26 protein-coding genes are annotated in these 23,021 nt (G+C 74.1%); 16 read left to right on the plus strand and 10 right to left on the minus strand.

Annotated elements, in window-relative coordinates; translation table 11 throughout:
• The first annotated feature begins 54 nt into the window (after positions 1-54).
• From G8D98_RS07830 to trxA, 3 genes are all read left to right on the plus strand, one after another.
• Positions 55-873 carry a hypothetical protein gene (locus G8D98_RS07830; RefSeq protein ID WP_166101337.1) on the plus strand — a complete coding sequence of 273 codons (819 nt, stop codon included), beginning with the start codon at positions 55-57 and terminating at the stop codon, positions 871-873.
• 201 nt (positions 874-1,074) lie between these two features.
• Positions 1,075-2,004: a thioredoxin-disulfide reductase gene (gene trxB / locus G8D98_RS07835; RefSeq protein ID WP_166101339.1), complete on the plus strand. Its 930-nt coding sequence runs from the start codon at positions 1,075-1,077 to the stop codon at positions 2,002-2,004.
• 68 nt (positions 2,005-2,072) lie between these two features.
• Positions 2,073-2,399 carry a thioredoxin gene (gene trxA / locus G8D98_RS07840; protein WP_166101341.1) on the plus strand — a complete coding sequence of 109 codons (327 nt, stop codon included), beginning with the start codon at positions 2,073-2,075 and terminating at the stop codon, positions 2,397-2,399.
• 124 nt (positions 2,400-2,523) lie between these two features.
• Here the strand turns inward: trxA and G8D98_RS07845 are convergent, their stop codons facing one another.
• The 8 genes from G8D98_RS07845 to rpmH all read right to left on the minus strand — a co-directional run bounded on the left by G8D98_RS07845 (position 2,524) and on the right by rpmH (position 8,556).
• Positions 2,524-3,606 carry a ParB/RepB/Spo0J family partition protein gene (locus G8D98_RS07845; protein ID WP_166101344.1) on the minus strand — a complete coding sequence of 361 codons (1,083 nt, stop codon included), beginning with the start codon at positions 3,604-3,606 and terminating at the stop codon, positions 2,524-2,526.
• Complete coding sequence (locus G8D98_RS07850; protein WP_275944343.1) at positions 3,603-4,727, minus strand: ParA family protein; 1,125 nt, start codon at positions 4,725-4,727, stop codon at positions 3,603-3,605. Before G8D98_RS07850 ends, G8D98_RS07845 begins: the two co-directional genes overlap by 4 nt.
• Positions 4,728-5,118: 391 nt before the next feature.
• Positions 5,119-5,868 carry a 16S rRNA (guanine(527)-N(7))-methyltransferase RsmG gene (gene rsmG, locus G8D98_RS07855; protein WP_166101347.1) on the minus strand — a complete coding sequence of 250 codons (750 nt, stop codon included), beginning with the start codon at positions 5,866-5,868 and terminating at the stop codon, positions 5,119-5,121.
• 13 nt (positions 5,869-5,881) lie between these two features.
• Positions 5,882-6,628 carry a Jag family protein gene (locus G8D98_RS07860; RefSeq protein ID WP_166101350.1) on the minus strand — a complete coding sequence of 249 codons (747 nt, stop codon included), beginning with the start codon at positions 6,626-6,628 and terminating at the stop codon, positions 5,882-5,884.
• A gap of 70 nt (positions 6,629-6,698) precedes the next feature.
• Positions 6,699-7,670: a membrane protein insertase YidC gene (gene yidC, locus G8D98_RS07865; protein ID WP_166101352.1), complete on the minus strand. Its 972-nt coding sequence runs from the start codon at positions 7,668-7,670 to the stop codon at positions 6,699-6,701.
• A 56-nt stretch (positions 7,671-7,726) separates the two neighbouring features.
• Entirely contained in the window at positions 7,727-8,047 is a 321-nt protein-coding gene (yidD, locus tag G8D98_RS07870; protein ID WP_166101354.1) for a membrane protein insertion efficiency factor YidD, read from the minus strand.
• Positions 8,044-8,409 (minus strand): ribonuclease P protein component, encoded by a 366-nt coding sequence (rnpA, locus tag G8D98_RS07875; protein ID WP_166101356.1) that lies wholly within the window; start codon positions 8,407-8,409, stop codon positions 8,044-8,046. The genes yidD and rnpA overlap by 4 nt, the downstream gene beginning before the upstream one ends.
• Before the next feature lie 9 nt (positions 8,410-8,418).
• Positions 8,419-8,556, minus strand: coding sequence for a 50S ribosomal protein L34 (gene rpmH, locus G8D98_RS07880; protein ID WP_166101359.1), 138 nt, complete (start codon positions 8,554-8,556; stop codon positions 8,419-8,421).
• Between the two features lie 379 nt (positions 8,557-8,935).
• On the opposite strand from rpmH, the gene dnaA reads away from it, so the two are divergent.
• From dnaA to G8D98_RS07905, 5 genes are all read left to right on the plus strand, one after another.
• On the plus strand, positions 8,936-10,456 hold the full coding sequence (gene dnaA / locus G8D98_RS07885; protein ID WP_166101498.1) for a chromosomal replication initiator protein DnaA: 1,521 nt from the start codon (positions 8,936-8,938) through the stop codon (positions 10,454-10,456).
• Between the two features lie 692 nt (positions 10,457-11,148).
• Entirely contained in the window at positions 11,149-12,282 is a 1,134-nt protein-coding gene (dnaN, locus tag G8D98_RS07890; protein ID WP_166101361.1) for a DNA polymerase III subunit beta, read from the plus strand.
• A gap of 113 nt (positions 12,283-12,395) precedes the next feature.
• Complete coding sequence (gnd, locus tag G8D98_RS07895; protein WP_166101364.1) at positions 12,396-13,472, plus strand: phosphogluconate dehydrogenase (NAD(+)-dependent, decarboxylating); 1,077 nt, start codon at positions 12,396-12,398, stop codon at positions 13,470-13,472.
• Between the two features lie 8 nt (positions 13,473-13,480).
• Entirely contained in the window at positions 13,481-14,779 is a 1,299-nt protein-coding gene (recF, locus tag G8D98_RS07900) for a DNA replication/repair protein RecF (protein WP_166101367.1), read from the plus strand.
• Positions 14,766-15,332 (plus strand): DciA family protein, encoded by a 567-nt coding sequence (locus G8D98_RS07905; protein WP_166101369.1) that lies wholly within the window; start codon positions 14,766-14,768, stop codon positions 15,330-15,332. Before recF ends, G8D98_RS07905 begins: the two co-directional genes overlap by 14 nt.
• Positions 15,333-15,344: 12 nt before the next feature.
• Here G8D98_RS07905 and G8D98_RS07910 read toward each other — a convergent pair whose 3' ends face one another.
• Positions 15,345-16,046, minus strand: coding sequence for a TetR/AcrR family transcriptional regulator (locus G8D98_RS07910; RefSeq protein WP_166101372.1), 702 nt, complete (start codon positions 16,044-16,046; stop codon positions 15,345-15,347).
• A 110-nt stretch (positions 16,047-16,156) separates the two neighbouring features.
• On the opposite strand from G8D98_RS07910, the gene G8D98_RS07915 reads away from it, so the two are divergent.
• The 5 genes from G8D98_RS07915 (at position 16,157) to G8D98_RS07935 (ending at position 19,360) form a co-directional block, all read left to right on the plus strand.
• On the plus strand, positions 16,157-16,639 hold the full coding sequence (locus G8D98_RS07915) for a nitroreductase family deazaflavin-dependent oxidoreductase (protein ID WP_166101375.1): 483 nt from the start codon (positions 16,157-16,159) through the stop codon (positions 16,637-16,639).
• Between the two features lie 32 nt (positions 16,640-16,671).
• Positions 16,672-17,421, plus strand: coding sequence for an enoyl-CoA hydratase-related protein (locus G8D98_RS07920; RefSeq protein WP_166101377.1), 750 nt, complete (start codon positions 16,672-16,674; stop codon positions 17,419-17,421).
• A gap of 182 nt (positions 17,422-17,603) precedes the next feature.
• Complete coding sequence (locus tag G8D98_RS07925; protein WP_166101379.1) at positions 17,604-17,990, plus strand: 2Fe-2S iron-sulfur cluster-binding protein; 387 nt, start codon at positions 17,604-17,606, stop codon at positions 17,988-17,990.
• 4 nt (positions 17,991-17,994) lie between these two features.
• The gene (locus tag G8D98_RS07930) at positions 17,995-18,909 is read left to right on the plus strand and encodes a catechol 2,3-dioxygenase (protein ID WP_166101382.1); all 915 of its coding nucleotides are present in this window, start codon (positions 17,995-17,997) and stop codon (positions 18,907-18,909) included.
• A gap of 7 nt (positions 18,910-18,916) precedes the next feature.
• Positions 18,917-19,360, plus strand: a complete 444-nt coding sequence (locus tag G8D98_RS07935) for a GlcG/HbpS family heme-binding protein (protein WP_166101385.1) — start codon at positions 18,917-18,919, stop codon at positions 19,358-19,360.
• A 28-nt stretch (positions 19,361-19,388) separates the two neighbouring features.
• Here G8D98_RS07935 and G8D98_RS07940 read toward each other — a convergent pair whose 3' ends face one another.
• Positions 19,389-20,186, minus strand: a complete 798-nt coding sequence (locus G8D98_RS07940; RefSeq protein ID WP_166101388.1) for an IclR family transcriptional regulator — start codon at positions 20,184-20,186, stop codon at positions 19,389-19,391.
• A 70-nt stretch (positions 20,187-20,256) separates the two neighbouring features.
• Between G8D98_RS07940 and G8D98_RS07945 the strand changes: the two genes are divergently transcribed.
• The 3 genes from G8D98_RS07945 (at position 20,257) to G8D98_RS07955 (ending at position 23,020) form a co-directional block, all read left to right on the plus strand.
• Positions 20,257-21,063, plus strand: a complete 807-nt coding sequence (locus G8D98_RS07945) for an IclR family transcriptional regulator (protein WP_166101391.1) — start codon at positions 20,257-20,259, stop codon at positions 21,061-21,063.
• 143 nt (positions 21,064-21,206) lie between these two features.
• Positions 21,207-22,004 carry a 2-keto-4-pentenoate hydratase gene (locus tag G8D98_RS07950; RefSeq protein ID WP_205859724.1) on the plus strand — a complete coding sequence of 266 codons (798 nt, stop codon included), beginning with the start codon at positions 21,207-21,209 and terminating at the stop codon, positions 22,002-22,004.
• Positions 22,001-23,020 carry an acetaldehyde dehydrogenase (acetylating) gene (locus G8D98_RS07955; RefSeq protein ID WP_166101394.1) on the plus strand — a complete coding sequence of 340 codons (1,020 nt, stop codon included), beginning with the start codon at positions 22,001-22,003 and terminating at the stop codon, positions 23,018-23,020. The genes G8D98_RS07950 and G8D98_RS07955 overlap by 4 nt, the downstream gene beginning before the upstream one ends.
• The last annotated feature ends 1 nt before the right edge of the window (position 23,021 follow it).

A 23,021-nucleotide genomic window follows, 5' to 3' on the forward strand; every position in this document is an offset into this window, starting at 1 on the left:
GCCGACCCCGCCCGCCCGTCGTCCTCCCCGCCATGCCACCACCCGGAGCAGCTCGTGACCCGCCCGCACGACGAGACCGACCCGGTCGAGCACGACCCCACGGGGATGCGTGCCCTCCTCGGGTCGCTCGGCGACCCCGGGCCGATGCCCACCGACCTCGTGACGCGGATCGAGGCCGCGCTGGCCGACGAGGCCCGACGGGCCGGCACCTGGCCGGCACCGGCGGCCCACGACGGTGCCCCGTGGCCTTCGGCCCTGCCGGCGGACCCGGACGCCGCACAGGTCCTCACCCTGCGCCGGCGCACCCGCTGGCAGGTGCTCGCCGTCGCCGCCGCCGTCGTCGGCGTGCTCGGGGTCGGGGGCGTGGTCGTCCAGGCGCTGCGTCCCGGTGGTCTCACCGCGAGCGTCGGCATGTCGGAGGACTCGGCGGACGCCGGAGCGGCCTCCGGCCCCGAGGTCGCCGAGACGGGTGCGCGCACGCTGCTTGCCGAGGACGACGAGCTCGGCGTCGTCGTCCTGCAGAGCGGGCGGGACTACAGCACGGCCTCGCTCGCCGAGCAGGTGCGCGCGAGCCTGCCCTGGGACGGCACCGGTCGGCGCGCCTCGAGCGCCCCGACGATGCAGGCCCAGGCCGAGGGTCCCGGCAAGGCACTCGGCCCGGTGGGGACCGCCGCCGGAGCCCGCTCGTGCGCCCAGGGGCTCGGCGTCCCCGACCGGGACACCGTCGTGGTCGACCTCGCGGTCGTCGACGGCTCCCCCGCCGCCGTCCTCGTCGCCACCGCCGAGTCCGGGCGCCGCACCGTGTGGGCGGTCGAGCGCACCTGCTCGGTCACCCAGGCCGACGTCCTCGGCGGCCCGAGCACGATCATGTGACCTCGCGCCGGCACGGCTCGGTCGACATACCCGCTGGGGTATCCTTGTCGGTCGATGCCGGGTCCGCACCCCGGTGCCCACCGCGACCTCGCCGGTCGGCGAGGCGGGGCGGCGCAGGGAACCCCGCGGCCCTAGGATCGGTTCCATCGGCGTACCGCATGTTGCGGTCGCCGCCCGCTGCCACCACAAGGGGATGTGTCCGTGACCTCCGACGTCCGCAACGTCATCATCATCGGCTCCGGCCCGGCCGGCTGGACCGCCGCGGTCTACGCGGCGCGCGCCAACCTCGAGCCGCTGGTCATCGAGGGGTCGGTGACCGCCGGCGGTGCCCTGATGAACACCACCGAGGTGGAGAACTTCCCGGGGTTCCGCGACGGCATCATGGGCCCGGACCTCATGGAGAACATGCGCGCCCAGGCCGAGCGCTTCGGCGCCGAGATCGTCACCGACGACGTCGAGCACGTCGAGCTCGACGGCGAGGTCAAGCTCGTCCGCGACGGCTCCGGTACCGAGTACCGCGCCCGCGCGGTCATCCTCGCCATGGGCTCGGCCTACCGCGAGCTCGGGCTGCCGGACGAGAAGCGGCTCTCCGGGCACGGCGTCTCCTGGTGTGCCACGTGTGACGGCTTCTTCTTCCGCGACCAGGACATCGCGGTCGTCGGCGGCGGTGACTCCGCGATGGAGGAGGCGACCTTCCTGACCAAGTTCGCCCGGTCGGTCACGGTCGTCGTGCGCCGGGACGAGCTGCGCGCCAGCAGCATCATGGCCGAGCGGGCCACCGCCGACGAGAAGATCCACTTCGCGTGGAACAGCGCCGTCGACGCCATCCACGGCGAGGAGAAGGTCACCGGGGTGACCCTGCGCGACACGGTGACCGGCCAGACCCGCGAGCTCGCGGTCACCGGGCTGTTCGTCGCCATCGGGCACGACCCGCGCAACGAGCTCGTCAAGGGTCAGGTCGAGCTCGACCCCGAGGGCTACGTCCTCGTCGAGGGGCGCACCCACGCCACGAGCGTGCCCGGGGTCTTCGCCTGCGGCGACCTCGTCGACCACACCTACCGCCAGGCCATCACCGCCGCGGGGTCCGGCTGCGCGGCCGCCCTCGACGCCCAGCGCTACCTCGCCCACTGACGACCCGTTCACCGACCACCTCGACAGACCACCACCCACCGCCCCGAGCGGGGCAGAGAGAGGCACCCATGGCAGCCGTCAGCACCACCTCCGACGCGACCTTCGAGGCCGACGTCCTGCGCAGCGACAAGCCCGTCGTCGTCGACTTCTGGGCCGAGTGGTGCGGCCCGTGCCGCGCCGTGGCCCCCGTCCTGGAGGAGATCGCCCGCGACCACGGGGACAAGATCTCCGTCGTCAAGCTCAACACCGACGAGAACCCGGGCGTCACCGGCCAGCTCGGCATCACGAGCATCCCGACGATGCACGTCTACCAGGGCGGCGAGATCGTCAAGACGATCATCGGCGCCCGCCCCAAGCCGGTTCTCCTGCGGGAGCTGGAGCAGTTCATCGGCTGACGACCTGCCGCCCTCGTGGCGGACGCCGACGGCCCCGGACCCTTGGGTGGTCCGGGGCCGTCGGCGTGTCGGGGCCGGCGTCGGGTTCGGGCCGCGCCCGGAGTCCCGGCGGGCTCCCGCCTGGTCAGGGCCGGGCCGAGGCGGTGTCCGCGGCGGGCGACCCGTCCCGCAGCCGCATCAGCTCGAGGATCCGGTGCAGGTCCTCGACCGAGGCGAACTCGACGGTGAGCCGCCCCTTGCGCTGCCCGAGGGCGATCCGCACGCGGGTGTCGAGCCGGTCGGAGAGGTCGGCGGCGAGGTCGTCCAGCTGGGGTCGACGGCCCCCGGGGCGGGGCTTGGCGCGGGCGGCCGGGCTCGGCTCGTCCTCGCCGAGGGCCACGAGCTCCTCGACGCTGCGGACCGACAGCCCCTCGGCGACGACCCGCTGGGCCATCCGTTCCATCGCGGCGGCGTCGGCGAGCCCGAGGAGGGCGCGGGCGTGCCCGGCGCTGAGGACGCCGGCGGCCACCCGCCGGGCGACGAGGGGTGGCAGGCGCAGCAGGCGCAGGGTGTTGGAGATCTGCGGGCGCGAGCGGCCGATCCGGCTGGAGAGCTCCTCCTGGGTGCAGCCGAAGTCGTCGAGGAGCTGTTGGTAGGCGGCCGCCTCCTCGAGCGGGTTGAGCTGGCTGCGGTGGAGGTTCTCCAGCAGCGCGTCGCGCAGCAGGCCGTCCTCGGCGGTCGAGCGGACGATGGCCGGGACGGCGTCCTTGCCGGCCTCCTTCGACGCCCGCCAGCGCCGCTCCCCCATGACGAGCTCGAAGCGCACCGGGTCCTCGGGCGCGGCATCGGGCAGCGGCCGCACGACGACCGGCTGCAGGACCCCGATCTCCCGGATCGAGTGGACCAGCTCGGCCAGCTCGTCCTCGTCGAAGACCGTCCGCGGCTGGCGCGGGTTGGGCCGGATGGCCTCCAGCGGCACCTCGGCGAACCGGGCACCGGGCACGGGGCGCAGACCGGTGCTCTCCTCGGGGGCACCCTCGTCCAAGGGCCCGTCGGCGTCCTCGGCTCGGCCGGCGGCCGGCGGGTCGCCGGGGTCCGCCGGGCCGGCAGGGCCCGGGTCACTGCCCTCCGGTGCGGGGAAGAAGACGTCGACCGGCCGGTCGGTGGCCGGCTGGCTCGGGATGAGGGCCCCCAGGCCCCGGCCGAGGGCTCGGCGCTTCTCGCTCATGCGGACTCCTCACTCGTCGCTGGGGCGGCACCGCGCTCGGCGAGCTCGACGGCCGCCTCGAGGTAGGAGAGGGCGCCGCTGCTGTTCGGGTCGTAGGTCATCACGGTCTGACCGTGGCTCGGGGCCTCGGAGATGCGCACCGACCGCGGCACCGTCGCCCGCAGGGTCTGGTCCGGGAAGTGCTCGCGCACCTCCTCGGCGACCTGCGCCGACAGGCGGGTCCGCCCGTCGTACATCGTGAGCAGGATGGTCGAGACGTGCAGCTCCGGGTTGAGGTGGCTGCGGATCAGCTCGATGTTGTTGAGCAGCTGGCTCAGCCCCTCGAGGGCGTAGTACTCGCACTGGATGGGGATGAAGACCTCGCTCGCCGCGACGAACGCGTTGACCGTGAGCAGACCGAGGCTCGGCGGGCAGTCGACGAGGACGTAGTCCAGGCGCTGGCCGGCCGCGCGCAGCGCCGCGACGTAGGCGTCGACCGCCTTCTTCAGCCGGGTCTCGCGGGCCACGAGCGAGACGAGCTCGATCTCGGCACCGGCCAGGTCGATCGTCGCCGGCGCACAGTGCAGCCCATCGATCGTCGGGCACGGCTGGACGACGTCCGCGAGCGGCGTGCCGTCGACGAGGACGTCGTACACGCTCGGGACCTCGGCGTGGTGAGCGATCCCGAGGGCGGTGCTCGCGTTGCCCTGGGGGTCGAGGTCGATGACGAGCACCTGTGCGCCGGCCCCCGCGAGCGCGGCGGCGACGTTGACCGCTGTCGTCGTCTTCCCCACTCCCCCCTTCTGGTTGGCCAAGGTGAGCAGCCGGGTGCGCGCCGGACGGGGCACCACACGACCGGTCAGGGTGATCCGCTTGCGCGCATCGTCGGCGACCGCCTGGGCCAGGGGCGTGTACTCGTCCGCGCCGGGCAGGGCATCCGCGATGGCGGCCCGTTCGTCGGGGTCGTCCCCGGCCTCCCGGTCCTGCGTGCCGTCGTCGGCAGCCGCTGCCTGCGGCGCCGTGGTTTCACGTGAAACGGCGTCCGGCCACCCGAGGTCGGTGCCCCCCCGTCCGGGCCTCGTCGGGAAGCCGAGTCCGTCGGCGACGGGTGGCGCATCCTCGGTCTCGAGCGCTGTGCTCACCGGTACCTCCTCGCGGTTGTGCGGGGTCCATCCAACCCCACCGGCCGCCGACACGCCAAGGCGGCCCTCGCCTGTGGACAACGCTGGGGGTGAGCGCGGCGCGAGGTCGCCGACGGCGTCGGTCGGGTCCCGGAAGCCGTGTAGTGGTGCGGCTTCCGGGACCCGGTCACCGGCGCCGGGGGTCGCGACCGGGCGGTGGACAACCTGTGGACAGCCACCGTGGACCAGCGCGTCTGCACGGCAGCGGCGGAGCGTTCCACGTGAAACAGTCGGCGGCAGTGAGCGGGCGCGACGACCGGCCGGACGCGCCCTCGGGAGGCCCCGTCGCTGGCGTCCCCGCGGAATCGTTTCACGTGAAACGCGCGCCGCCCATCAGGGCTCGCCGGTCGGGTCAACGCCTCCGACGACGTCGCTGTGTCGACCCGGCCGTTCCCCCTCGGCGTCCCGAACGTGGGCGGCCCGCCCGTACGCGGGCTGGGGACGAGCTCCCGTGGGGGAAGGTCAGGTCAACCGTGAGGACCGGTTCCGGCAGGACGCCGAGACCGTGCTCGGTGACGACCGCGGTCCCCAGGCCGAGCGCCGTCAGGGCCTCGTGGTCGGCCGCCAGCTCCTCGCGCGCGGACCGGCCCTTCATCGCCACCACGGTGCCACCGGGCTCGAGCAACGGCAGGCACCAGCGGGCGAGGGTTCCCAGCCGAGCGACGGCCCGAGCCGTGACCCACGCAGAGCACAGCTGCGGTCCGACCTCCTCGGCCCGGCCACGGTGGACGGTGACGTCGAGGAGCTCGAGCTCGGTGACGAGCTGCTCCAGCCAGGTGGTGCGCCGCAGCATCGGCTCGACGAGATGGACCTCGAGGTCCGGCCGGGCGATCGCCAACGCCACCCCGGGCAGCCCCGCACCGGAGCCGACGTCGACGACCCGCGCGCCGGCGGGGAAGGCGTCCGCGATGACCGCACAGTTGAGCACGTGCCGCTCCCACAGCCGGGGCACCTCGCGCGGGCCGATGAGCCCGTGGGTCACCCCGGTGTCCGCGAGTGTCGCGACGAACCGCTCGGCCAGGCCGAGCCGGTCACCGAAGACGGCGGCCGCACCCGAGGGTGCGGCCGCCGGCGACTGCGGGCTCTCCCCGTCGCGTTTCACGTGAAACGACCGCTCAGGCCGAGGTGGTGATCACGACGTAGCGGCGTGGTTCGGAGCCCGCGGACTCCGAGGTGAGCCCGGCGGCGAGCACCTCGTCATGGACGACCTTGCGCTCGAAGGCCGTCATCGGCTCGAGCGACTGCGGCTCCTCGGACCGCCGCGCCTCCTCGATCGCCTCCCGGGCGATGCGCACGAGCTCGGCCCGTCGCGCGGCCCGGTGCCCGGCGATGTCGAGCATGAGCCGACTGCGCTCCCCCGTCTCGGACTGGACCGCGAGCCGGGTCAGCTCCTGGACCGCCTCGAGGACCGCGCCGTCCTGCCCGACGAGCCGGCGCGGCACCCGCCCCTCGTCGCTGTCGACGATCGACACCGCGGCCCGGTCGCCGTCGATGTCGACGTCGAGATCGCCGTCGAGGTCGCAGATGTCGAGCAGGGTCTCGAGGAAGTCGGCGGCGACCTCGCCCTCCCGCTCCAGCTGTCGGCGCCGGGACCCGCGCCCCGAGGGCCGCTCGGCGGCGGCCTGCTCCTGGTCACCGTCGGCGGGGGAGGTCGTCTCCTCCTGCTCGCCGGTCAGGGTCGCGGCCGCCTCCGCCGCCCCCCCGGGAGCGCTCTCGGCGGCCTCGGGTGCACCGGGCGTCACCGCTGCGGCGGTCTCCGCGGACCCCGCGAGCACGGCGCCGCTCGGGGCCTCTGCCTGCGCGGCCGGGGCCTGCACCTGCGGTCCGGCGTCCGCGGCGCGCTCGGTGGTGTTCTCGCTCATCAGTCCTCCTGGGGACGGTAGGGGTGCGGGGCGCCCGGGCGGCAGCAGGCCGCCCGTGGCGGCCGGGCGTTCACTTGCGCTTGGAGCGCTTCTTGGACTTCGGTTGGCTGCGCTGGCCCCCGGTGGGCGTCGAGCCCCCCGGGCTCTCCTCGCCCGCGGCGGCCCCGTCACCGGCGGCGACCGCACCGGGCACCGGCTTGCCCTTGCGGGCCAGCCGCTCGTGGTAGGCCCGCTCCGCGGCCGACCCCGGCGCCGGCATCCGGCGGATGACGTAGAACTGCTGGACCATCGACCACACGTTCGTCGTGAACCAGTAGACGAGGACACCGATCGGGAAGTTGACACCGGAGACGGCGAAGACCACCGGGAAGATGTAGAGCAGCATCTTCTGCTGCTTGGCGAACGGACTGTCGAGCGCCGACTGCGGCATGTTCTTGGTCATCAGCTGCCGCTGGGTCGTGAACGTGGTCGCGGACATCAGGACGATGAGCACGATCGTGACGATCTGGGTGGCCGTGCCGTCGGCCCCGAGGAAGGTGTCCGAGAGCTGGGCGCCGAAGATCTGCGCCGACTCCGCCTGGCGGGCGACCGCGGCCGTGATCGGGCCGATCGGGTCGGTGCCGCCGGAGGCGATGTCCTCGAGCCCGCGCAGCACCCGGAAGAGACCGAAGAAGAACGGGGACTGCACGAGGATCGGCAGGCACGAGCTGAAGGGGTTGGTCCCCTCCTTCTTGTACAGCTCCATCGTCTCCTGGGTCATCGCCTGGCGGGACTCAGGGTCGGTCTTGCCCTTGTACTTCTTCTGGATCTTCTGCAGCTCGGGCTGGATCAGCTGCATCTTGCGCGAGGCCCGGATCTGCCGGACGAACAGCGGGATCATCGCCGCCCGCATGACGAGCACGAGGCCGATGATCGACAGCGTCCAGGTCCACCCCGAGTCGGCGGGCATGCCGATCCCGGTGAACAGCTCGTGGAAGCCGTACATGATCCAGGCCACGAGCCACTCGATCGGGGCCAGGATGCTGTTGAACAGGTCGCCCATGATGTCCTTCGTCGGGCCGGCCGGGGCCGGCGGGTGCTGTCACGGTCGTGACGGGGTCAGGGGTGGGTCGGTCTCGCCGCTCCCGTGCTCGGCGCGTACGGCTTGGGTCCGGTCGTCCCCGGGACCGGCCGGCCGCTGGCCGGGTCGCGGTCGGGCACGTGGTCGACCCCGCCGGGAGTCCACGGGTGGCAGCGGCCCAACCGGCGCAGCGCCAGCCAGGACCCGCGCACCGGCCCGAACCGCTCGAGCGCGGTCACGGCGTACGCCGAGCATGACGGGTAGTAGCGGCAGGTCGCCGGTCGCATCGGGCTGACGTAGCGCTGGTAGCCGCGGACGAGCCACACCAGCGGCGTCACGACGATGCGACCCACGCTCACCCCGCACCTCCGACCCGGCCGATCACCTTGTGGCACAACGTGTCGAGCACCGCACCGAGTTCCGCCGAGGTCGCGCCGCCGGCCGCCGGGTTGGCCCGCACCACGACGTCGACCCCTGCCGGCAACCCGCCGAGCCGGGCGGCGACGAGGGCGCGCAGCCGGCGCTTGGTGCGGTTGCGCACCACGGCACCACCGACGGCCCGGGACACGACGAAGCCGACCCGCGGCGGGCGTCCCGCGCGCGCGTCGGGTCGGGTGGCGTGGACCACGAGGAGTCGCGAACCGGCCCGGGTGCTCCCGGGGCCGCGGACCGCCGACGTGAAGTCCGCCCGCTGGCGCAGACGGTTCGGCGCCGGCAGCACCGCACGGCCTCAGGCCGAGAGCTGGGCGCGACCCTTGCGCCGACGGGCGGCGAGGATGGAGCGGCCGGCGCGGGTGCGCATCCGCAGACGGAAGCCGTGCGTCTTGGCGCGGCGACGGGTGTTGGGCTGGAAGGTCCGCTTGCTCACGATGGGTCTCTTTCGCGGGTGTCGGGCCGGGTGGCCCGGGGTCGGGACGGCGGCCTGCTCGGCTGCACTCGAAGACCCACGGACGGGCGGTCCGCGGCCCGCGGGCATGCGAAAACAGCCGAGGAACAGGCTGCACCACGGTACCCGAGGCGCCGCTCACCGACCAAACCGCCGGCCGGGTACCCATCGGCGTGCTCGACCCTCTACCATCGCACGGAGCATCGGCGGGCCGGTGACGACACTCTGGTCGCCGGGTCCGATGACGACCCCACACCCTGTGGACAACCATGTGGACGACCCGCCCCGCGGCGCGTCGGCCCGAACGCGCGGCTCCCTGACCTGGGCGGCGGAAGGACGCGAGCACGTGGCGGACGCGATGATGACCCAGGTGTGGCGGGCCACGCTCGAGGCCCTCGACGAGGACGGCATCCCCGTCCAGCAGCGGGCCTTCCTCTCCCTCGCCCGGCTCGTCGGGCTGCTCGACGACACCGCCCTGATCGCCGTGCCCAACGACTTCACCAAGGAGGTCGTCGAGACGCGGCTGCGCGAGCGGGTCACCCAGACCCTCGGCGAGCGGCTCGGGCGGGACGTGCGGCTCGCCGTCACCGTCGACCCCACCCTGGCCGACCTGCCCGAGCCCGAGCCGGCCCCGGACGACGGGCACGAGCTGCGCGCCGCCGACCGCCGCCAGCAGATCGACGACCTCGACCTCGACGACGAGGACTCCGACAGCGACGGCCCGGACGCCGGCACGAGCGCCGGGCTGCCCCCCACCGGCACCGAGGACCCCGCGCCTGCACGCAACCTCGTCGAGGTCCCCGGCGCCCGGCGGCCACGGCCCGGCGCCGCGGTCCCCGAGCAGGTCGAGCTGACCCGGCTCAACGCGAAGTACACCTTCGACACCTTCGTCATCGGCGCGTCCAACCGGTTCGCGCACGCCGCGGCGGTCGCCGTGGCCGAGCAGCCGGCCCGGGCGTACAACCCACTGTTCGTCTACGGCGACTCCGGGCTCGGCAAGACCCACCTGCTGCACGCCATCGGGCACTACGCGCGCAACCTCTTCCCGCACGTCAAGGTGCGCTACGTGAACTCCGAGGAGTTCACCAACGACTTCATCAACAGCATCCGCGACGACAAGGCGGCCAACTTCCAGCGCCGCTACCGCGATGTCGACGTCCTGCTCATCGACGACATCCAGTTCCTCCAGGGCAAGGTGCAGACCCAGGAGGAGTTCTTCCACACCTTCAACACCCTCCACAACGCCGGCAAGCAGGTCGTCATCACGAGCGACGTCCCCCCCAAGCTGCTCACCGGTTTCGAGGCCCGGATGCGCAGCCGCTTCGAGATGGGCCTGCTCACCGACGTCCAGCCGCCCGACCTCGAGACCCGGATCGCGATCCTGCGCAAGAAGGCCATCCAGGAGCGGCTCTCGGTGCCCGAGGACGTCCACGAGTTCATCGCCTCGCGGATCTCGACGAACATCCGCGAGCTCGAGGGAGCGCTGATCCGGGTCACGGCGTTCGCCAGCCTCAACCGGCAGCCCGTCGACATGTCCCTCGCCGAGATCGTCCTGCGCGACCTCATCCCCGACGAGTCGACGAGCCAGGTGACCCCGGCGACGATCATCGCCCAGACCGCGGCCTACTTCGGGCTGACCATCGAGGACCTCCAGGGGCAGTCCCGCTCGCGCGTCCTGGTCACCGCTCGGCAGATCGCCATGTACCTGTGCCGGGAGCTCACCGAGATGTCGCTGCCGAAGATCGGCCAGCAGTTCGGCGGCCGCGACCACACGACGGTCATGCACGCCGAGAAGAAGATCCGCCAGCTCATGGCCGAGCGCCGGGCGATCTACAACCAGGTGACCGAGCTCACCAACCGGATCAAGCAGCAGTCCCGCTGACCGCGCCGGGGTGCCCGCACCACCGCGCCGTCCACAGGTTGTCCCCACCCCGTGTACAACCCTTGTCCAACGTTCGAGCACCGGCCACCCGTCCGAGGCCCCGCGCCGCGGGCCGTCCCTGCGCCGGAATCCGTCACCGAATCGACCAATAGGTCACGACAGGAACGGCCGTCGCCGGGCGCGGAGCCGTCCACACCCCGGGTACAAGCCTGTGGACCACCATCGAGGGCGCGCACGGCTGTCCACAGCGGCTGTGGACGAGTGTGGACAACGACACGACCCCGGTGGACGGCCGGCCGCGCGGCGGTGGACGCCGTGTGAACGCCGCGCGGCCGTCAACACCCCACCGCCGACGCTCCACCGCGGGTCCACCCGGTGTGCACAGCCCCGGCAGGCCTCCCGACCAGGCCGGATGCCCCCTCGTCCACAGCGTCCACAGCTGCTACCACTGTGGCGAGACCTCTAGATCTCCCGGTCCGCCCCGACCAGGTGGGGACTCTGCCCGCTCCGAGGTGCCCCGGCCGCGACCGCCGTGGGCTGCGGGCAACGGATGGTGCGCCGCCCTGGGGTGCACTAGTGTCGGGGTCCCGCCCGCGCGGTCCCCGCCATCGAGTGCGCCCGTCCGCCGGCGGTGACGACTCTCGACGCACGACGAAGGCGCGCAGCCCCGCGCCGGACAAGGGTGGTAAGCCGTGAAGTTCCGCGTGGAGCGCGACGTCCTCGCCGAGGCGGTCACCTGGGTGGCCCGTGGGCTGCCGGCCCGACCGCCCGTGCCGGTCCTCGCCGGCATCCTGCTCGAGGCCGCGGACGACGGCACGCTCACCCTCTCCGCCTTCGACTACGAGGTATCGGCCCGGGTCACCGTGGCGGCCGACGTCGCCGAGGCCGGCACCGTCCTCGTCCTCGGGCGGCTGCTCGCCGACATCTCGCGCAACCTGCCCGACCGGCCGATCGACGTCGCCACCGACGCCGGCAAGGTCCAGGTCACCTGCGGGGCCTCCCGCTTCAGCCTGCTGATGATGCCGGCCGACGACTACCCCACCCTGCCGGCGAGCCCGGAGCCGACCGGCTCGGTCGACGGTCACCTGTTCACCCAGGCCGTCGCCCAGGTGTCGGTGGCGGCCGACCGCGGCGACACCCTGCCCATCCTCACCGGGGTCCGGGTCGAGGTCGACGGCGAGAAGATGACGCTGCTCGCCACCGACCGCTACCGCCTCGCGATGCGCGAGCTGACGTGGAACCCGCGCTCGCCCGACGCCAACCACGTCGTCCTCGTCCCCGGGCGCACCCTCTCCGAGACCGCCCGCAGCCTCGGCGCGAGCGGGTCGATCGACGTCGCGCTCGGCGCGACCGCCGGCGGCGACGGGCTCGCGGGCTTCGAGGCCGGCCGGCGCCGCACGACCACCCGTCTGCTCGACGGCGAGTACCCCAAGGTCGCCTCGATCTTCCCGACGAGCACCGAGACCGACGCCGTGGTGCGCACCGCCGACCTCGTCGAGGCGGTCAAGCGCGTCGCGCTCGTCGCCGAGCGCAACACCCCCGTCCGGCTGCGGTTCGCCGGAGACCAGGTCGCCATCGACGCCGGCACCGGCGAGGACGCCCAGGCCTCCGAGGCGGTCGAGTGCGCCCTGAGCGGGCCGGAGATCGAGATCGCCTTCAACCCCACCTACCTGCTCGACGGGCTCGGCGCCGTCGGCACCGACTGGACGCGCATCTCCTTCACCCAGGCCTCGCGCCCGGCCGTGATGTCCGGCCAGGAGAGCGCCGACGGCGAGGCCGACACCTCCTACCGGTACGTCCTCATGCCGGTCCGCTTCGCCTCCTGAGGCCGAGTCGGGGCAGGTCACGGCCGGTCCGAGGGCCGCGCGGCCGCCACGGCATCGGCCCCCGGCAGTAGCCTGCGGGGAGCGCACGACACCGACGAACGAAGGAGCACCGGATGCAGCTCGGACTGGTCGGCCTCGGCAAGATGGGCGGCAACATGCGCGAGCGCCTGCGGCGCGCGGGCCACGAGGTCGTCGGGTACGACCGCAACAAGCAGGTCTCCGACGCCCGCAGCCTCGCCGACATGGTGCGCCGGCTCGACGCACCGCGGGTGGTCTGGGTCATGGTCCCCCACGGCAAGCCCACCCGGGACACCGTCGCGGCCCTGGCCGAGCTGCTCGAGAAGGGCGACCTGGTCATCGACGGCGGCAACAGCAAGTGGACCGACGACGTCGAGAACGAGAAGCTGCTCAAGGAGGCGGGCGTCGGGTACGTCGACTGCGGCGTCTCCGGCGGCATCTGGGGGCTCGAGAACGGCTACGGCCTGATGGCGGGGGGCACCAAGGCCAACGTGCGCAAGGCGATGCCGATCTTCGACGCCCTCCGGCCCGAGGGGCCGCGGGACGAGGGCTTCGTCCACGCCGGCAAGGTCGGCGCCGGGCACTACACGAAGATGGTGCACAACGGCATCGAGTACGGCCTGATGGCGGCCTACGCCGAGGGGTACGAGCTGCTGACGAAGAAGGACATCGTCGACGACGTCCCCGGGGCGTTCAAGGCGTGGAGCCGGGGCACCGTCGTGCGCTCCTGGCTGCTCGACCTCATGGTCGACGCGCTCGAGGAGAAGCCGACCCTCGAGGACGTCTCGGACTACACCTCCGACTCCGGTGAGGGCCGGTGGACGGTCGAGGAGGCCATCGAGCTCGCCGTGCCGATGCCGGTCATCTCCGCGTCGCTCTTCGCCCGGTTCGCCTCCCGCCAGCAGGTCTCGCCGACGATGCAGGCGGTCGCCGCGCTGCGCGGGCAGTTCGGCGGCCACCAGGTGATGACCGTCGCCGAGGGTGAGGCGCTGCGCGCGGAGGCCGCCGCCGGGCCGGCCTCCCCCGACACCGCCACCCGCAAGGCCGCCCGCAAGGAGAAGCGGCCGAGCAAGAAGGCCGCGGCGAAGAAGGCGGCCCAGGCCGCCGAGGCCGGTCCCGCATCGCCCGGGCGCACCGGCGGTCCCCGCCGGCGCTCCTCGTCCACGGGCTGAGCCCCGGGGTGCACGTCCGGCACCTGTCGGTGGCCGACTTCCGCAGCTACCCCGTCGCCGAGCTGCCGCTCGGCCCGGGGGTGACGACGCTCGTCGGGCTCAACGGGCAGGGCAAGACCAACCTCGCCGAGGCGCTGGGCTACCTCTCGACGCTCTCGAGCCACCGGGTGGCCACCGACGCGCCGCTCGTGCGCTTCGGTGCCGAGCGGGCGGTCGTGCGCGGTGCCGTCGTCAGCCGTGGCCGGGAGACGATGGTCGAGCTGGAGATCACGCCGGGGAGGGCCAACCGGGCCCGCCTGAACCGCTCCCCCGTCCGAGCGCGCGAGGTGCTCGGCACGCTGCGCACCGTGCTCTTCGCCCCGGAGGACCTCGCCCTGGTCAAGGGCGACCCCGGGGAGCGGCGGCGCTTCCTCGACGACCTGCTCGTGGCCCGACAGCCCCGGTGGGCCGGCGTGCGCCAGGAGTACGACCGGATCGTCAAGCAGCGCTCGGCGCTGCTGAAGTCGGCCCAGCCCTACCTCGCCCGCCGGGCCCGGGGGCGCCGGCCCCGGGTGGGCGCGGAGGGGTTGGACCCGCAGGCCGAGGCGGACTCGGCGCTGCACACCCTCGCGGTGTGGGACGGCCAGCTCGCCGGGGTCGGTGCGCAGCTGCTCTACGCGCGCCTGCGCCTGCTGCGCGACCTCGGCCCCTACCTCGCGGCGGCCTACGCCGAGGTGAGCGACGGGCAGTCGAGCGCCCGGGCGGCCTACCGCAGCTCGCTGCGCCAGGAGAGCGCCGAGCAGCTCGCCGCCGGGGCGGTGCCGGAGGTGGAGGAGCTGCGCGAGGAGCTGCTCGCCTCGCTCGCGGCCGTCCGCGACCAAGAGGTCGAGCGCGGGGTGTGCCTCGTCGGGCCGCACCGCGACGACGTCGTCCTCTCCCTCGGCGAGCTGCCGGCCAAGGGCTACGCCAGCCACGGGGAGTCCTGGTCGTTCGCGCTCGGGCTGCGCCTCGCCGCCTTCCAGCTGCTGCGGACCGACCTCGGCGACGACCCGGTGCTCGTGCTCGACGACGTCTTCGCCGAGCTGGACTCCGGGCGCCGGGAACGGCTCGCCGCGATGGTCGCCGACGCCGAGCAGGTGCTCGTCACCGCCGCGGTGCCCGAGGACGTCCCCGCGGCGCTCGCCGGCCGGACCCACCGGGTGACCCTCGGCTCGCTCGAGGTCGGGGAGGCTCTGGAGGCCGCCGAGGACGTGACCGCGCAGAGCCCGGACACGGCGGAGTCGGCCGACGGCCCGCAGGACGTCGAGGCCGCCGATGCTTCCTCCTGACCCCGAGGACCCGGCCGTCCCGTCGGAGCCGGCCGGCCCGGCCGCCACCGGCTCCGACGACGCGGCCGACGCCGAGGGCCTCGCCGCCGCCGAGGCGCTGGCCCGGGCGCGCGCACGAGCCCGCTCCAAGGGGCTGCGCCCCGGGCTGCGACCGAGGCGCCGCGCCAAGGACGTCCCGGGGGGACGACGGGCCGGGCGTGACCCCCAGACGCTCGGTGACCAGATCGACCGCTTCGTCGCCGAGCGTGGATGGAACGCCGACGTCGCGGTGGGCTCGGTCATCGGGCGATGGCCGGCCATCGTCGGACCGGACATCTCGGCGCACTGCCGGCCCACCGACTTCGTCGAGGGCGTGCTCGTCGTGCGCGCCGACTCGACCGCCTGGGCCACCCAGCTGCGGCTGCTGGAGTCGACCCTGATGTCCCGGTTGGCCGAGGAGGTCGGCGAGGGCACCGTGGTGCAGCTGCGGGTCGTCGGCCCGAGCGCGCCGACGTGGTCGCGGGGGCGTCACCGGGTGCAGGACGGTCGCGGCCCGCGCGACACCTACGGCTGACGGGTGCGGCGCTCAGCGACCTCGCACCACGGTGAGCGCCAGCCGCAGCTCGTGCTCGAGCAGGTCGGCCGGGGAGAGCACGGCGTCGGTCCCGTACTGGCCGAACACCTCGAGGCTCGTCGCCCCGACGAGGCTCGACCAGAGGAAGAGCGCCCGGCCGACGACGTCCTCCCCGTCCTCGGCGAGGCCCGCACCCACGGCGAGCCGCTCGAGGTCGGCCGAGAGCGCCGCCCCGCTCACGGGCACCGGCCCGCTCCGGGCCACCTCGCCCGCCGCGCTTCCCTCGGCGACGAGCCGGGCCAGCGCGAGCACGACCCGGGTCCCCGGCTCGACCGTGCGCTCGGCCGGAGCCTCGTACCCGGGCACCGGGCTGCCGTAGAGCAGCGCGTAGCTCGCCGGGTCGCCGGCGGCCCAGGCGCGGAAGGCCAGCCCGGCGGTGACGACGCGCTCGTCCCACCGCTGCGCGGCCGCTGCGTCCAACGCCGCGTCGACCCGGTCGGCGAGCTCGGTGTACGCGTCGACGACGAGCAAGGTGAGCAGCTCGTCACGGTTCGCCACGTACCGGTACACGGCCGAGGACACCATCCCGAGCTCACGCGTGACGGCGCGCAGCGACAGCCCGGCGGCGCCCTGGGTCACGAGGTGGCGGCGGCCGACCTCGACGATGCGTCGCTCGAGGTCGCGCCGGCGCTCGGCACGGGTGGTGGGGGGCACGGCACCATCAAACCACAGTAACGAGAGCAGTGCTCTTGACTGGGTGAGGACCCGCCGGGCACACTCGGGCAATATAAGAGCACCGCTCTCACTTCCTGGAGGAGTACCCGATGACCGCCACCCCCGCCGACCGTTCCGGGTCGCCCCGCCGGTACGTCCGCCCCGATCACGGCATGGACCGCCGGCTCAACGCGCTCGTCCGCTGGCTCACCGCACACGGCGTGAGCCTCCTCGGCTCCCGGGTGCTCACCGTCCCCGGCCGCCGCTCGGGGCAGCCCCGCAGCACGCCGGTCAACCTCCTCCGCCTCGACGGCCACGGCTACCTCGTCTCCCCGCGCGGCCACACCGAGTGGGTCCGCAACGTCCGCGCCGCCGGGGGTGAGGCCGAGCTGCGCCTCGGCCGGCGCACCGAGCGCGTCGTGCTCACCGAGGTCCCCGTCGCGGAGCGCCCCGCGGTGCTGCGGGTCTACCTGCGCCGGTGGGGCTGGGAGGTGGGTCGCTTCGTCGAGGGCCTGACCCCGGACGCGACCGACGCCGAGCTCAGCGACGCCGCGCCCGGGTTCCCCGTCTTCCGGGTGACGCCCGCCGCCTGACGCCATCGCGCGCCGGGGCTAGGGTCGAGGCCGTGGATGCCGACGCCCCCCTGGTCCGCCGCGAGACCGAGGACCGGGTCGCCGTCCTCACCCTCGACTCCCCGGGCAACCGCAACGCGCTCTCCCGGCGCCTGCTCGCCGAGCTGACCGAGCAGGTGGGTGCCGTCGCGGCCGACGAGAGCCTCCACGGCGTCCTCCTGCGCTCCAGCCAGCGGGTCTTCTGCGCGGGCGCCGACCTCAAGGAGGCCGCGACCGTCGACATGACCGAGTCGGCGCGCGCCATCGTCGAGGTCCAGCGGCGGCTCGTCGCCCTGCCGGTTCCCGTCGTCGCCCGCCTGGATGGTCCGGTCCGCGCCGGGGGTCTCGGGCTCGTCGCGAGCAGCGACCTCGTTCTCTGCCGCGAGGACGTGACGTTCGCCCTCACCGAGGTGCGTCTCGGGCTGGCCGCGGCGACGATCTCCATCCCGCTGCGCGCGCGCCTGGCCCCCCGGGCCGCCGCCGACTGGTTCCTCACCGGGCGCCAGGTGGACGCCGCGCAGGCGCGGGAGGCCGGCCTCGTCACCCACGTCGAGCCGGCGGAGGGGATGGACGCTGCGGTCGCTGCGGTGCTCGCGGACCTGCGGGCCGGCGCCCGCCAGGGGCTGGTCGCCGCGAAGCAGATGCTCACCGAGGACCTGCTCGCCGCGTTCGCGCGAGACGGCGAGGCGATGGCCCGGCTCTCCGGCGAGCTGTTCCACTCCCCGCTGGCCCAGGAACGGATGGCGGCGGCCCTGCGCCGCTGACCCGCAGACCGCATCCGGCAGCCGCGTCCTGCCGAGCGGGCGTCCTGGCGCGCGCCTGGCAGGACGCCGCGGGTGCGCGCCGCCGTTCCGTGTTGAGGAACGCCCGTGGTCCCGCGCGGCCGGGCACCGCACCCTGAGTGTGGGCGGCAGTTCCCGCCCACACTGAACGCAAAGGGGCGCCGGTGCCGAATGTGACGATCGACCCCACGGGCGAGGTCATCTGGCTCGAGCCGGAGGAGACCGTGCTCAGCGGCCTCTTCCGCGCCGGGTTCGCCTACACCGTCGGGTGCCGCCGCGGCGGCTGCGCGATCTGCAAGGTCGACTGCCTGGCGGGGACCTTCGGCTACAACCGGCGCGTCGCCGAGAGCGTCCTGTCCGCCGACGAGCGCACCGACGGCACGTGCCTCTCCTGCCGCGCCGTCCCGCAGACCGACGTGACGATCCGCCTGCGCGAGGGCGACCTGCGCATGGTCAACCCCTACCTCCGTCAGATCAACGAACGCGCCCGGCAGCGGGCCGAAGCGCTCGCCGCCGCGCAGCCCGCGTCCGGCGTCACCTCCAAGGAGTGAGCACATGGGAGTCATGAGGATGGGCTACGCCCACGTCCGGGTCACCGACCTGGCCGAGGCCAAGGCCCACTACGCCAACACGATGGGCCTGTACGAGACCCACGCCGAGGACGGCCGGGTCTACTACAAGGGCTGGGACGAGTGGGACCACCACTCGGTCGTCCTCGAGGAGGGCGGCGTCGGCGTCGTCAAGTTCGGCTGGAAGGTCCGCTACTCCTCCGACCTGGACGAGATCGAGCGGCGCGCCCAGGCCTTCGGGGTGACCGTCGAGCGGATGAGCCGTGGCGAGAACCCGGAGATCGGCGACGGCATCCGGTTCACGACTCCCTCCGAGCACGTCTTCGAGGTCTACCACGAGGCCACCCTCATCGGCACCGAGGTCGGGACCCACAACCCCGACGCCTTCCCGCGCCACCTCGTTGGCGTCGGGGTCCCGGGTCTGGACCACGCGCTGATCACCGCCGAGGACGTCAAGGGGATGGAGCGCTTCCTCACCGAGGTCTTCGACTTCTACGCCACCGAGCGCGTCCAGACCAGCCTCGAGGACGACGCCGACTACATCGGCACGTGGATGACGAGCAACAACCAGATCCACCAGCTCGCCGTCATCGGCGGCCCCCAGGGCAAGCTGCACCACTTCGCCTTCAAGCTCGGCGACTGGAGCGAGGTCGGCCACGCCGCCGACCTGTTCTCCATGGACGACGTCCCGATCGACGTCGGCCCGACCCGGCACGGCATCACCCGTGGCCAGACGGTCTACTTCTTCGATCCCTCCGGCAACCGCAACGAGGTCTTCGCCGGCGGCTACCTCGCCTACCCCGACCGCCCGGTCCACGTGTGGACGCCCGAGCAGCTGGGCAAGGGCATCTTCTACCACGCCCGCGAGCTCAACGACCGGTTCACGACGGTCCTCACCTGAGGGACGGATGCTGACCCGAGCCGAGAGTGCCCTCACCTACGACGGCGCCCGGCTGGCGCTGGACGCCGCGCTCGCGCGGGCCGGCCAGCTGGGCGTCGCGGTGAACGTCGCCGTGGCCGACCCCTGCGGCGGCCTGCTCGCCTTCGCCCGGATGGACGGTGCGTTCGGTGGCTCCGGGGCCATCGCGCGGGACAAGGCGGCCACCGTCGCCGACTTCGGCGGGTCCGCGACCGACGACCTCGAGGCCGCGATCCGCGAGGAGCCCGCGGTACGCGACGGCATCGCGCTGCGGGAGGGCGTGGCCGCCTTCGCCGGGGGCGTGCCGGTGACCGTCGACGGCCGGCTCGTCGGTGCCGTCGGTGTCTCGGGTGCCTCCGCGGCGCAGGACAAGGACGTCGCCCTCGCGGGGGCCAGGGCGCTCGCCGCCGCCGCCGCGGCCGACGGCCTCTGAGGGACCGACACCCCCGCAGCGAGGGCGTTCAGAGGCCCGCCTCGCGCAGGGTGCGCCCGAGGGTGACGGCGGCCGCGCGCACGGCGACCCCGTAGCGGACGGGGTCGATCGCCGCCGTGCGGCCGGTGACCGAGAGCGCGGCCCGCACCCGCCCGTCGGTGCCGACCACGGGCGCCGCCACGCAGGAGACGCCGACCGTGGACTCCTCCCGGTCGTAGGCGGTGCCCTCCGCCCGGATCCGCGCCAGCTCGCGGGTCAGCGCCCCCGGGGTGGTGATCGTCCGGGGCGTCAGCCGCGGCAGGCCGGCCTCGACGCGCCGCCGGACCACCTCGGGCGGGGCATAGGCGAGCATCGCCTTCCCGACGCCGGTGGCGTGTGCGGGCAGCCGGCCGCCGGTGCGGGAGGCGACGTCGACCTCGCCGGCACCGAGGATGGCGACGTAGACGACCTCGACCCCGTCGAGGACGGCCAGGTGGATGCGCTGGTGGGTCGCCTCGAGCAGGTCCTCGAGCAGCGGCAGGGCGGCATCGGTCAGGGTGCGCCGGGTGGGCACGAGCTCGCCGAGCTCGAACAGCCGCATCCCGAGCCGGTAGGTGCCGCCCTCGGCCCGGTCGAGCAGCCGGAGGCGGACGAGCTCGCCGGCGAGGCGGTGGACGGTCGACCTCGCCAACCCGGTGCGGCGGGCGAGCTCGGCGACCCCGAGCCGCGGATGCGCCTCGTCGAACGCGCCGAGGAGGGCCGCCGCCCGGGCGAGCACCGACGGCGGCGGCTGCGGGGAGTCGAGGGATGCGGCGTGCGCCACATCGTCCCGCTCAGTGGAACGCATGTCTTGATGCAAGCACGACCGGGGGCCACTGTCATCTCGTCGACCCGCCGAGGGCAAGGGAGCCACCGTGATGTCGAGCGCCGGAGACACCGCCTGGTGCACCTCCACCCCCAAGCGCACGGCGGCCGACGCCGGGCACGGGAGCGGGCTGCGGTCGGTCGGCACCGCGCTGGACGTCCTGGAGTGCTTCGCGCTCGACGGCTCGCTCGGGGTCTCCGACATCGCCCGCCGCCTCGGGGTGGCCAAGTCGACCGCCCACCGGCTGCTGCAGACCCTGGCCAGCCGGGGCTTCGTCGAGCAGGACGTCACGAGCGGCCAGTACCGCCTCGGCATCCACCTCTACGAGCTCGGCCAGCTCGCCCAGGCACGGCACGCGCTGCGGTACGCCGCCCTGCCGGTCATCCGGCACGTCGCCGCGCAGACCGGGCTCACGGTCAACTTCGCGGTGCCGGACGGCGCGGACACCGTCTTCGTGGAGCGCATCGAGAACCGGGACGGGGTGCGCATCCTCGGCCACATGGGCCGCCGCTACCCCGCCCACGTGACGAGCAGCGGCAAGGTGATCGCCGCCTACAACGCCGAGTTCGCCGAGGCCCGGCGGCGGGCCGGCTTCCCGCCGCGGGCCAGCCACACGGTGCGCAGCGTCGCCGACTGGGACCGCGAGCTGGAGCGGGTGCGCCGCCGCGGGTGGGCGCACTCGCACAGCGAGTCCTTCGAGGACTCCTCCTCGGTCGCCGTCGCCGTGCTGCGCGGCCGGGTGGCCGTGGCGTCGGTGTCGGTCTTCGGCCCGACCGACGACATCGAGCCACGAGTCGAGCAGCTCGTGCCGCTGCTCGTCGCCGCCTCGCACCGGATCGCCCGGGCGGGGAGCGGCTGAGCCCACCCGGCGTGGCGACCCGCAGGACGCCCGCGGGAGGCACTCGTTCCCACGTGCGGAACGGACCCCGTGCCCGCCGCTGCGCGGTCATACCGTCGAGAGGACGCAGGGTCGGGCACCCGGCTCGGCAGGAAGGAGCGGTCGTGGACGACCAGACGCGGTCCGAGGCCGCGGAGGCGCTGCTCGGGGCCTACGCGACCCGGGTGCCGCTCGAGCCGCTGACCGCGACCTACCCGGGGATGACCCTCGAGGACGCCTACGCCGTCCAGCTGCTCCAGATGGAGCGGCGGCGGGCCGAGGGGCGAACCGTCACGGGGCACAAGGTGGGCCTGACGAGCGTGGCGATGCAGCGTCTCCTCGGGGTGAGCGAGCCCGACTACGGCCACCTGCTCGACGACTTCGTCCACCTCGAGCACGCCCCGGTGCCGGTCGGGCGCTTCCTCCAGCCGCGCATCGAGCCCGAGGTCGCCTTCGTCCTCGACGCCCCGCTGCGCGGCCCCGGGGTGAGCGTGGCGGACGCCCTGCGCGCGGTCGCCTTCGTCCTGCCGGCCCTGGAGATCGTCGACAGCCGCATCCGCGACTGGCGGATCGGCCTGCTGGACACCATCGCCGACAACGCCAGCTCGGGCGGCGTCGTCCTCGGCTCCACCCCGACGCCCGTCGGCGAGGTCGACCTGCGCCGCGTGGGGGCCACGCTGCACCGCAACGCCGAGCTCGTCGGCACCGGCGTCGGCGGCGCCGTGCTGGGCTCACCGGTGACCGCCCTGGTCTGGCTCGCCAACACCCTCGGCGCCCGCGGCGTCACGCTCGAGGCCGGCCACGTCGTCCTCCCCGGCGCCGTGTGCGCCATGGTCCCCGTCGCCGCCGGGGACACCGTCACCGCGACGTTCGCCGGTCTCGGCAGCGTCACCGCCCGTTTCGTCCCAGGAGACCAGCCATGACCCCCGCCCCGCAACGCACGACCGGTACCGCCGCGATCGTCGGCCCCGGGAACATCGGCACCGACCTGATGTTCAAGCTGCTGCGGCGCAGCGACCTCATCGAGCCCCGCTACATGGTCGGGGTCGACCCGGCCAGCGACGGGCTGCGCCGGGCCCGCTCGGTCGGCCTCGAGGCCAGCCACGAGGGGGTGGACTGGCTGCTCGCCCAGGACGAGCTGCCCGACATCGTCTTCGAGGCCACCTCCGCGGGCGCGCACGCGGCGAACGCCCCGAAGTACGCCGAGGCGGGCATCCTCGCCGTCGACCTCACCCCGGCCGCCGTCGGGCCCTACCTGTGCCCCCCGGTCAACCTCGAGTTCAACCTCGACGCGACGAACGTCAACATGATCACCTGCGGCGGGCAGGCGACGGTGCCGATGGTGCACGCCGTCTCCAGCGTCGTGCCGGTGCCCTACGCCGAGATCGTCGCGTCGATCTCCTCGCGCTCGGCCGGCCCCGGCACCCGGGCGAACATCGACGAGTTCACCGAGACGACGGCCAGCGCCCTCGAGGTGGTCGGCGGCGCGCAGCGTGGCAAGGCGATCATCATCCTCAACCCCGTCGAGCCCCCGCTGATGATGCGCAACTCGGTGTTCTGCGCCGTGCCGCCCGAGGCGGGCGAGCCGGGGGCCACCCAGGACCGCATCCTCGAGGCGATCCACGCGATGGTCGCCCGCGTGCAGGAGTACGTCCCCGGCTACCACCTGCGGGCCGACCCACAGTTCGACCACGCCCGCGAGCTGTGGAAGGGCGCCGCCCGGGTCTTCGTCCCCCTCGAGGTCAAGGGCCGCGGTGACTACCTGCCCGACTACGCCGGCAACCTCGACATCATCACCTCGGCGGCCGCCCGCGTCGGCGACATCATGCTCGCCCACCGTCTCGGCGTCGCCTCCTCGTGGAAGTCCTCGGCCGAGCTCGGCGAGACCCCCACCCCCGCTACCGCTACCGCTACCGCTACCGCTACCGCAGGAGTCTGAC

Source organism: Phycicoccus endophyticus, from assembly GCF_011326735.1.
Lineage (GTDB): Bacteria > Actinomycetota > Actinomycetes > Actinomycetales > Dermatophilaceae > Phycicoccus > Phycicoccus endophyticus.

Coding starts and splice junctions, on each gene's coding strand:
- gnd (WP_166101364.1), top strand. CDS start 12,396: ATGCAGCTCGGACTGGTCGGCCTCGGCAAGATGGGCGGCAACATGCGC.
- G8D98_RS07935 (WP_166101385.1), top strand. CDS start 18,917: ATGCTGACCCGAGCCGAGAGTGCCCTCACCTACGACGGCGCCCGGCTG.
- trxA (WP_166101341.1), top strand. CDS start 2,073: ATGGCAGCCGTCAGCACCACCTCCGACGCGACCTTCGAGGCCGACGTC.
- G8D98_RS07930 (WP_166101382.1), top strand. CDS start 17,995: ATGGGAGTCATGAGGATGGGCTACGCCCACGTCCGGGTCACCGACCTG.
- G8D98_RS07860 (WP_166101350.1), bottom strand. CDS start 6,628: ATGAGCGAGAACACCACCGAGCGCGCCGCGGACGCCGGACCGCAGGTG.
- G8D98_RS07905 (WP_166101369.1), top strand. CDS start 14,766: ATGCTTCCTCCTGACCCCGAGGACCCGGCCGTCCCGTCGGAGCCGGCC.
- yidC (WP_166101352.1), bottom strand. CDS start 7,670: ATGGGCGACCTGTTCAACAGCATCCTGGCCCCGATCGAGTGGCTCGTG.
- dnaA (WP_166101498.1), top strand. CDS start 8,936: ATGACCCAGGTGTGGCGGGCCACGCTCGAGGCCCTCGACGAGGACGGC.
- G8D98_RS07945 (WP_166101391.1), top strand. CDS start 20,257: ATGTCGAGCGCCGGAGACACCGCCTGGTGCACCTCCACCCCCAAGCGC.
- G8D98_RS07940 (WP_166101388.1), bottom strand. CDS start 20,186: ATGCGTTCCACTGAGCGGGACGATGTGGCGCACGCCGCATCCCTCGAC.
- G8D98_RS07915 (WP_166101375.1), top strand. CDS start 16,157: ATGACCGCCACCCCCGCCGACCGTTCCGGGTCGCCCCGCCGGTACGTC.
- G8D98_RS07845 (WP_166101344.1), bottom strand. CDS start 3,606: ATGAGCGAGAAGCGCCGAGCCCTCGGCCGGGGCCTGGGGGCCCTCATC.
- G8D98_RS07955 (WP_166101394.1), top strand. CDS start 22,001: ATGACCCCCGCCCCGCAACGCACGACCGGTACCGCCGCGATCGTCGGC.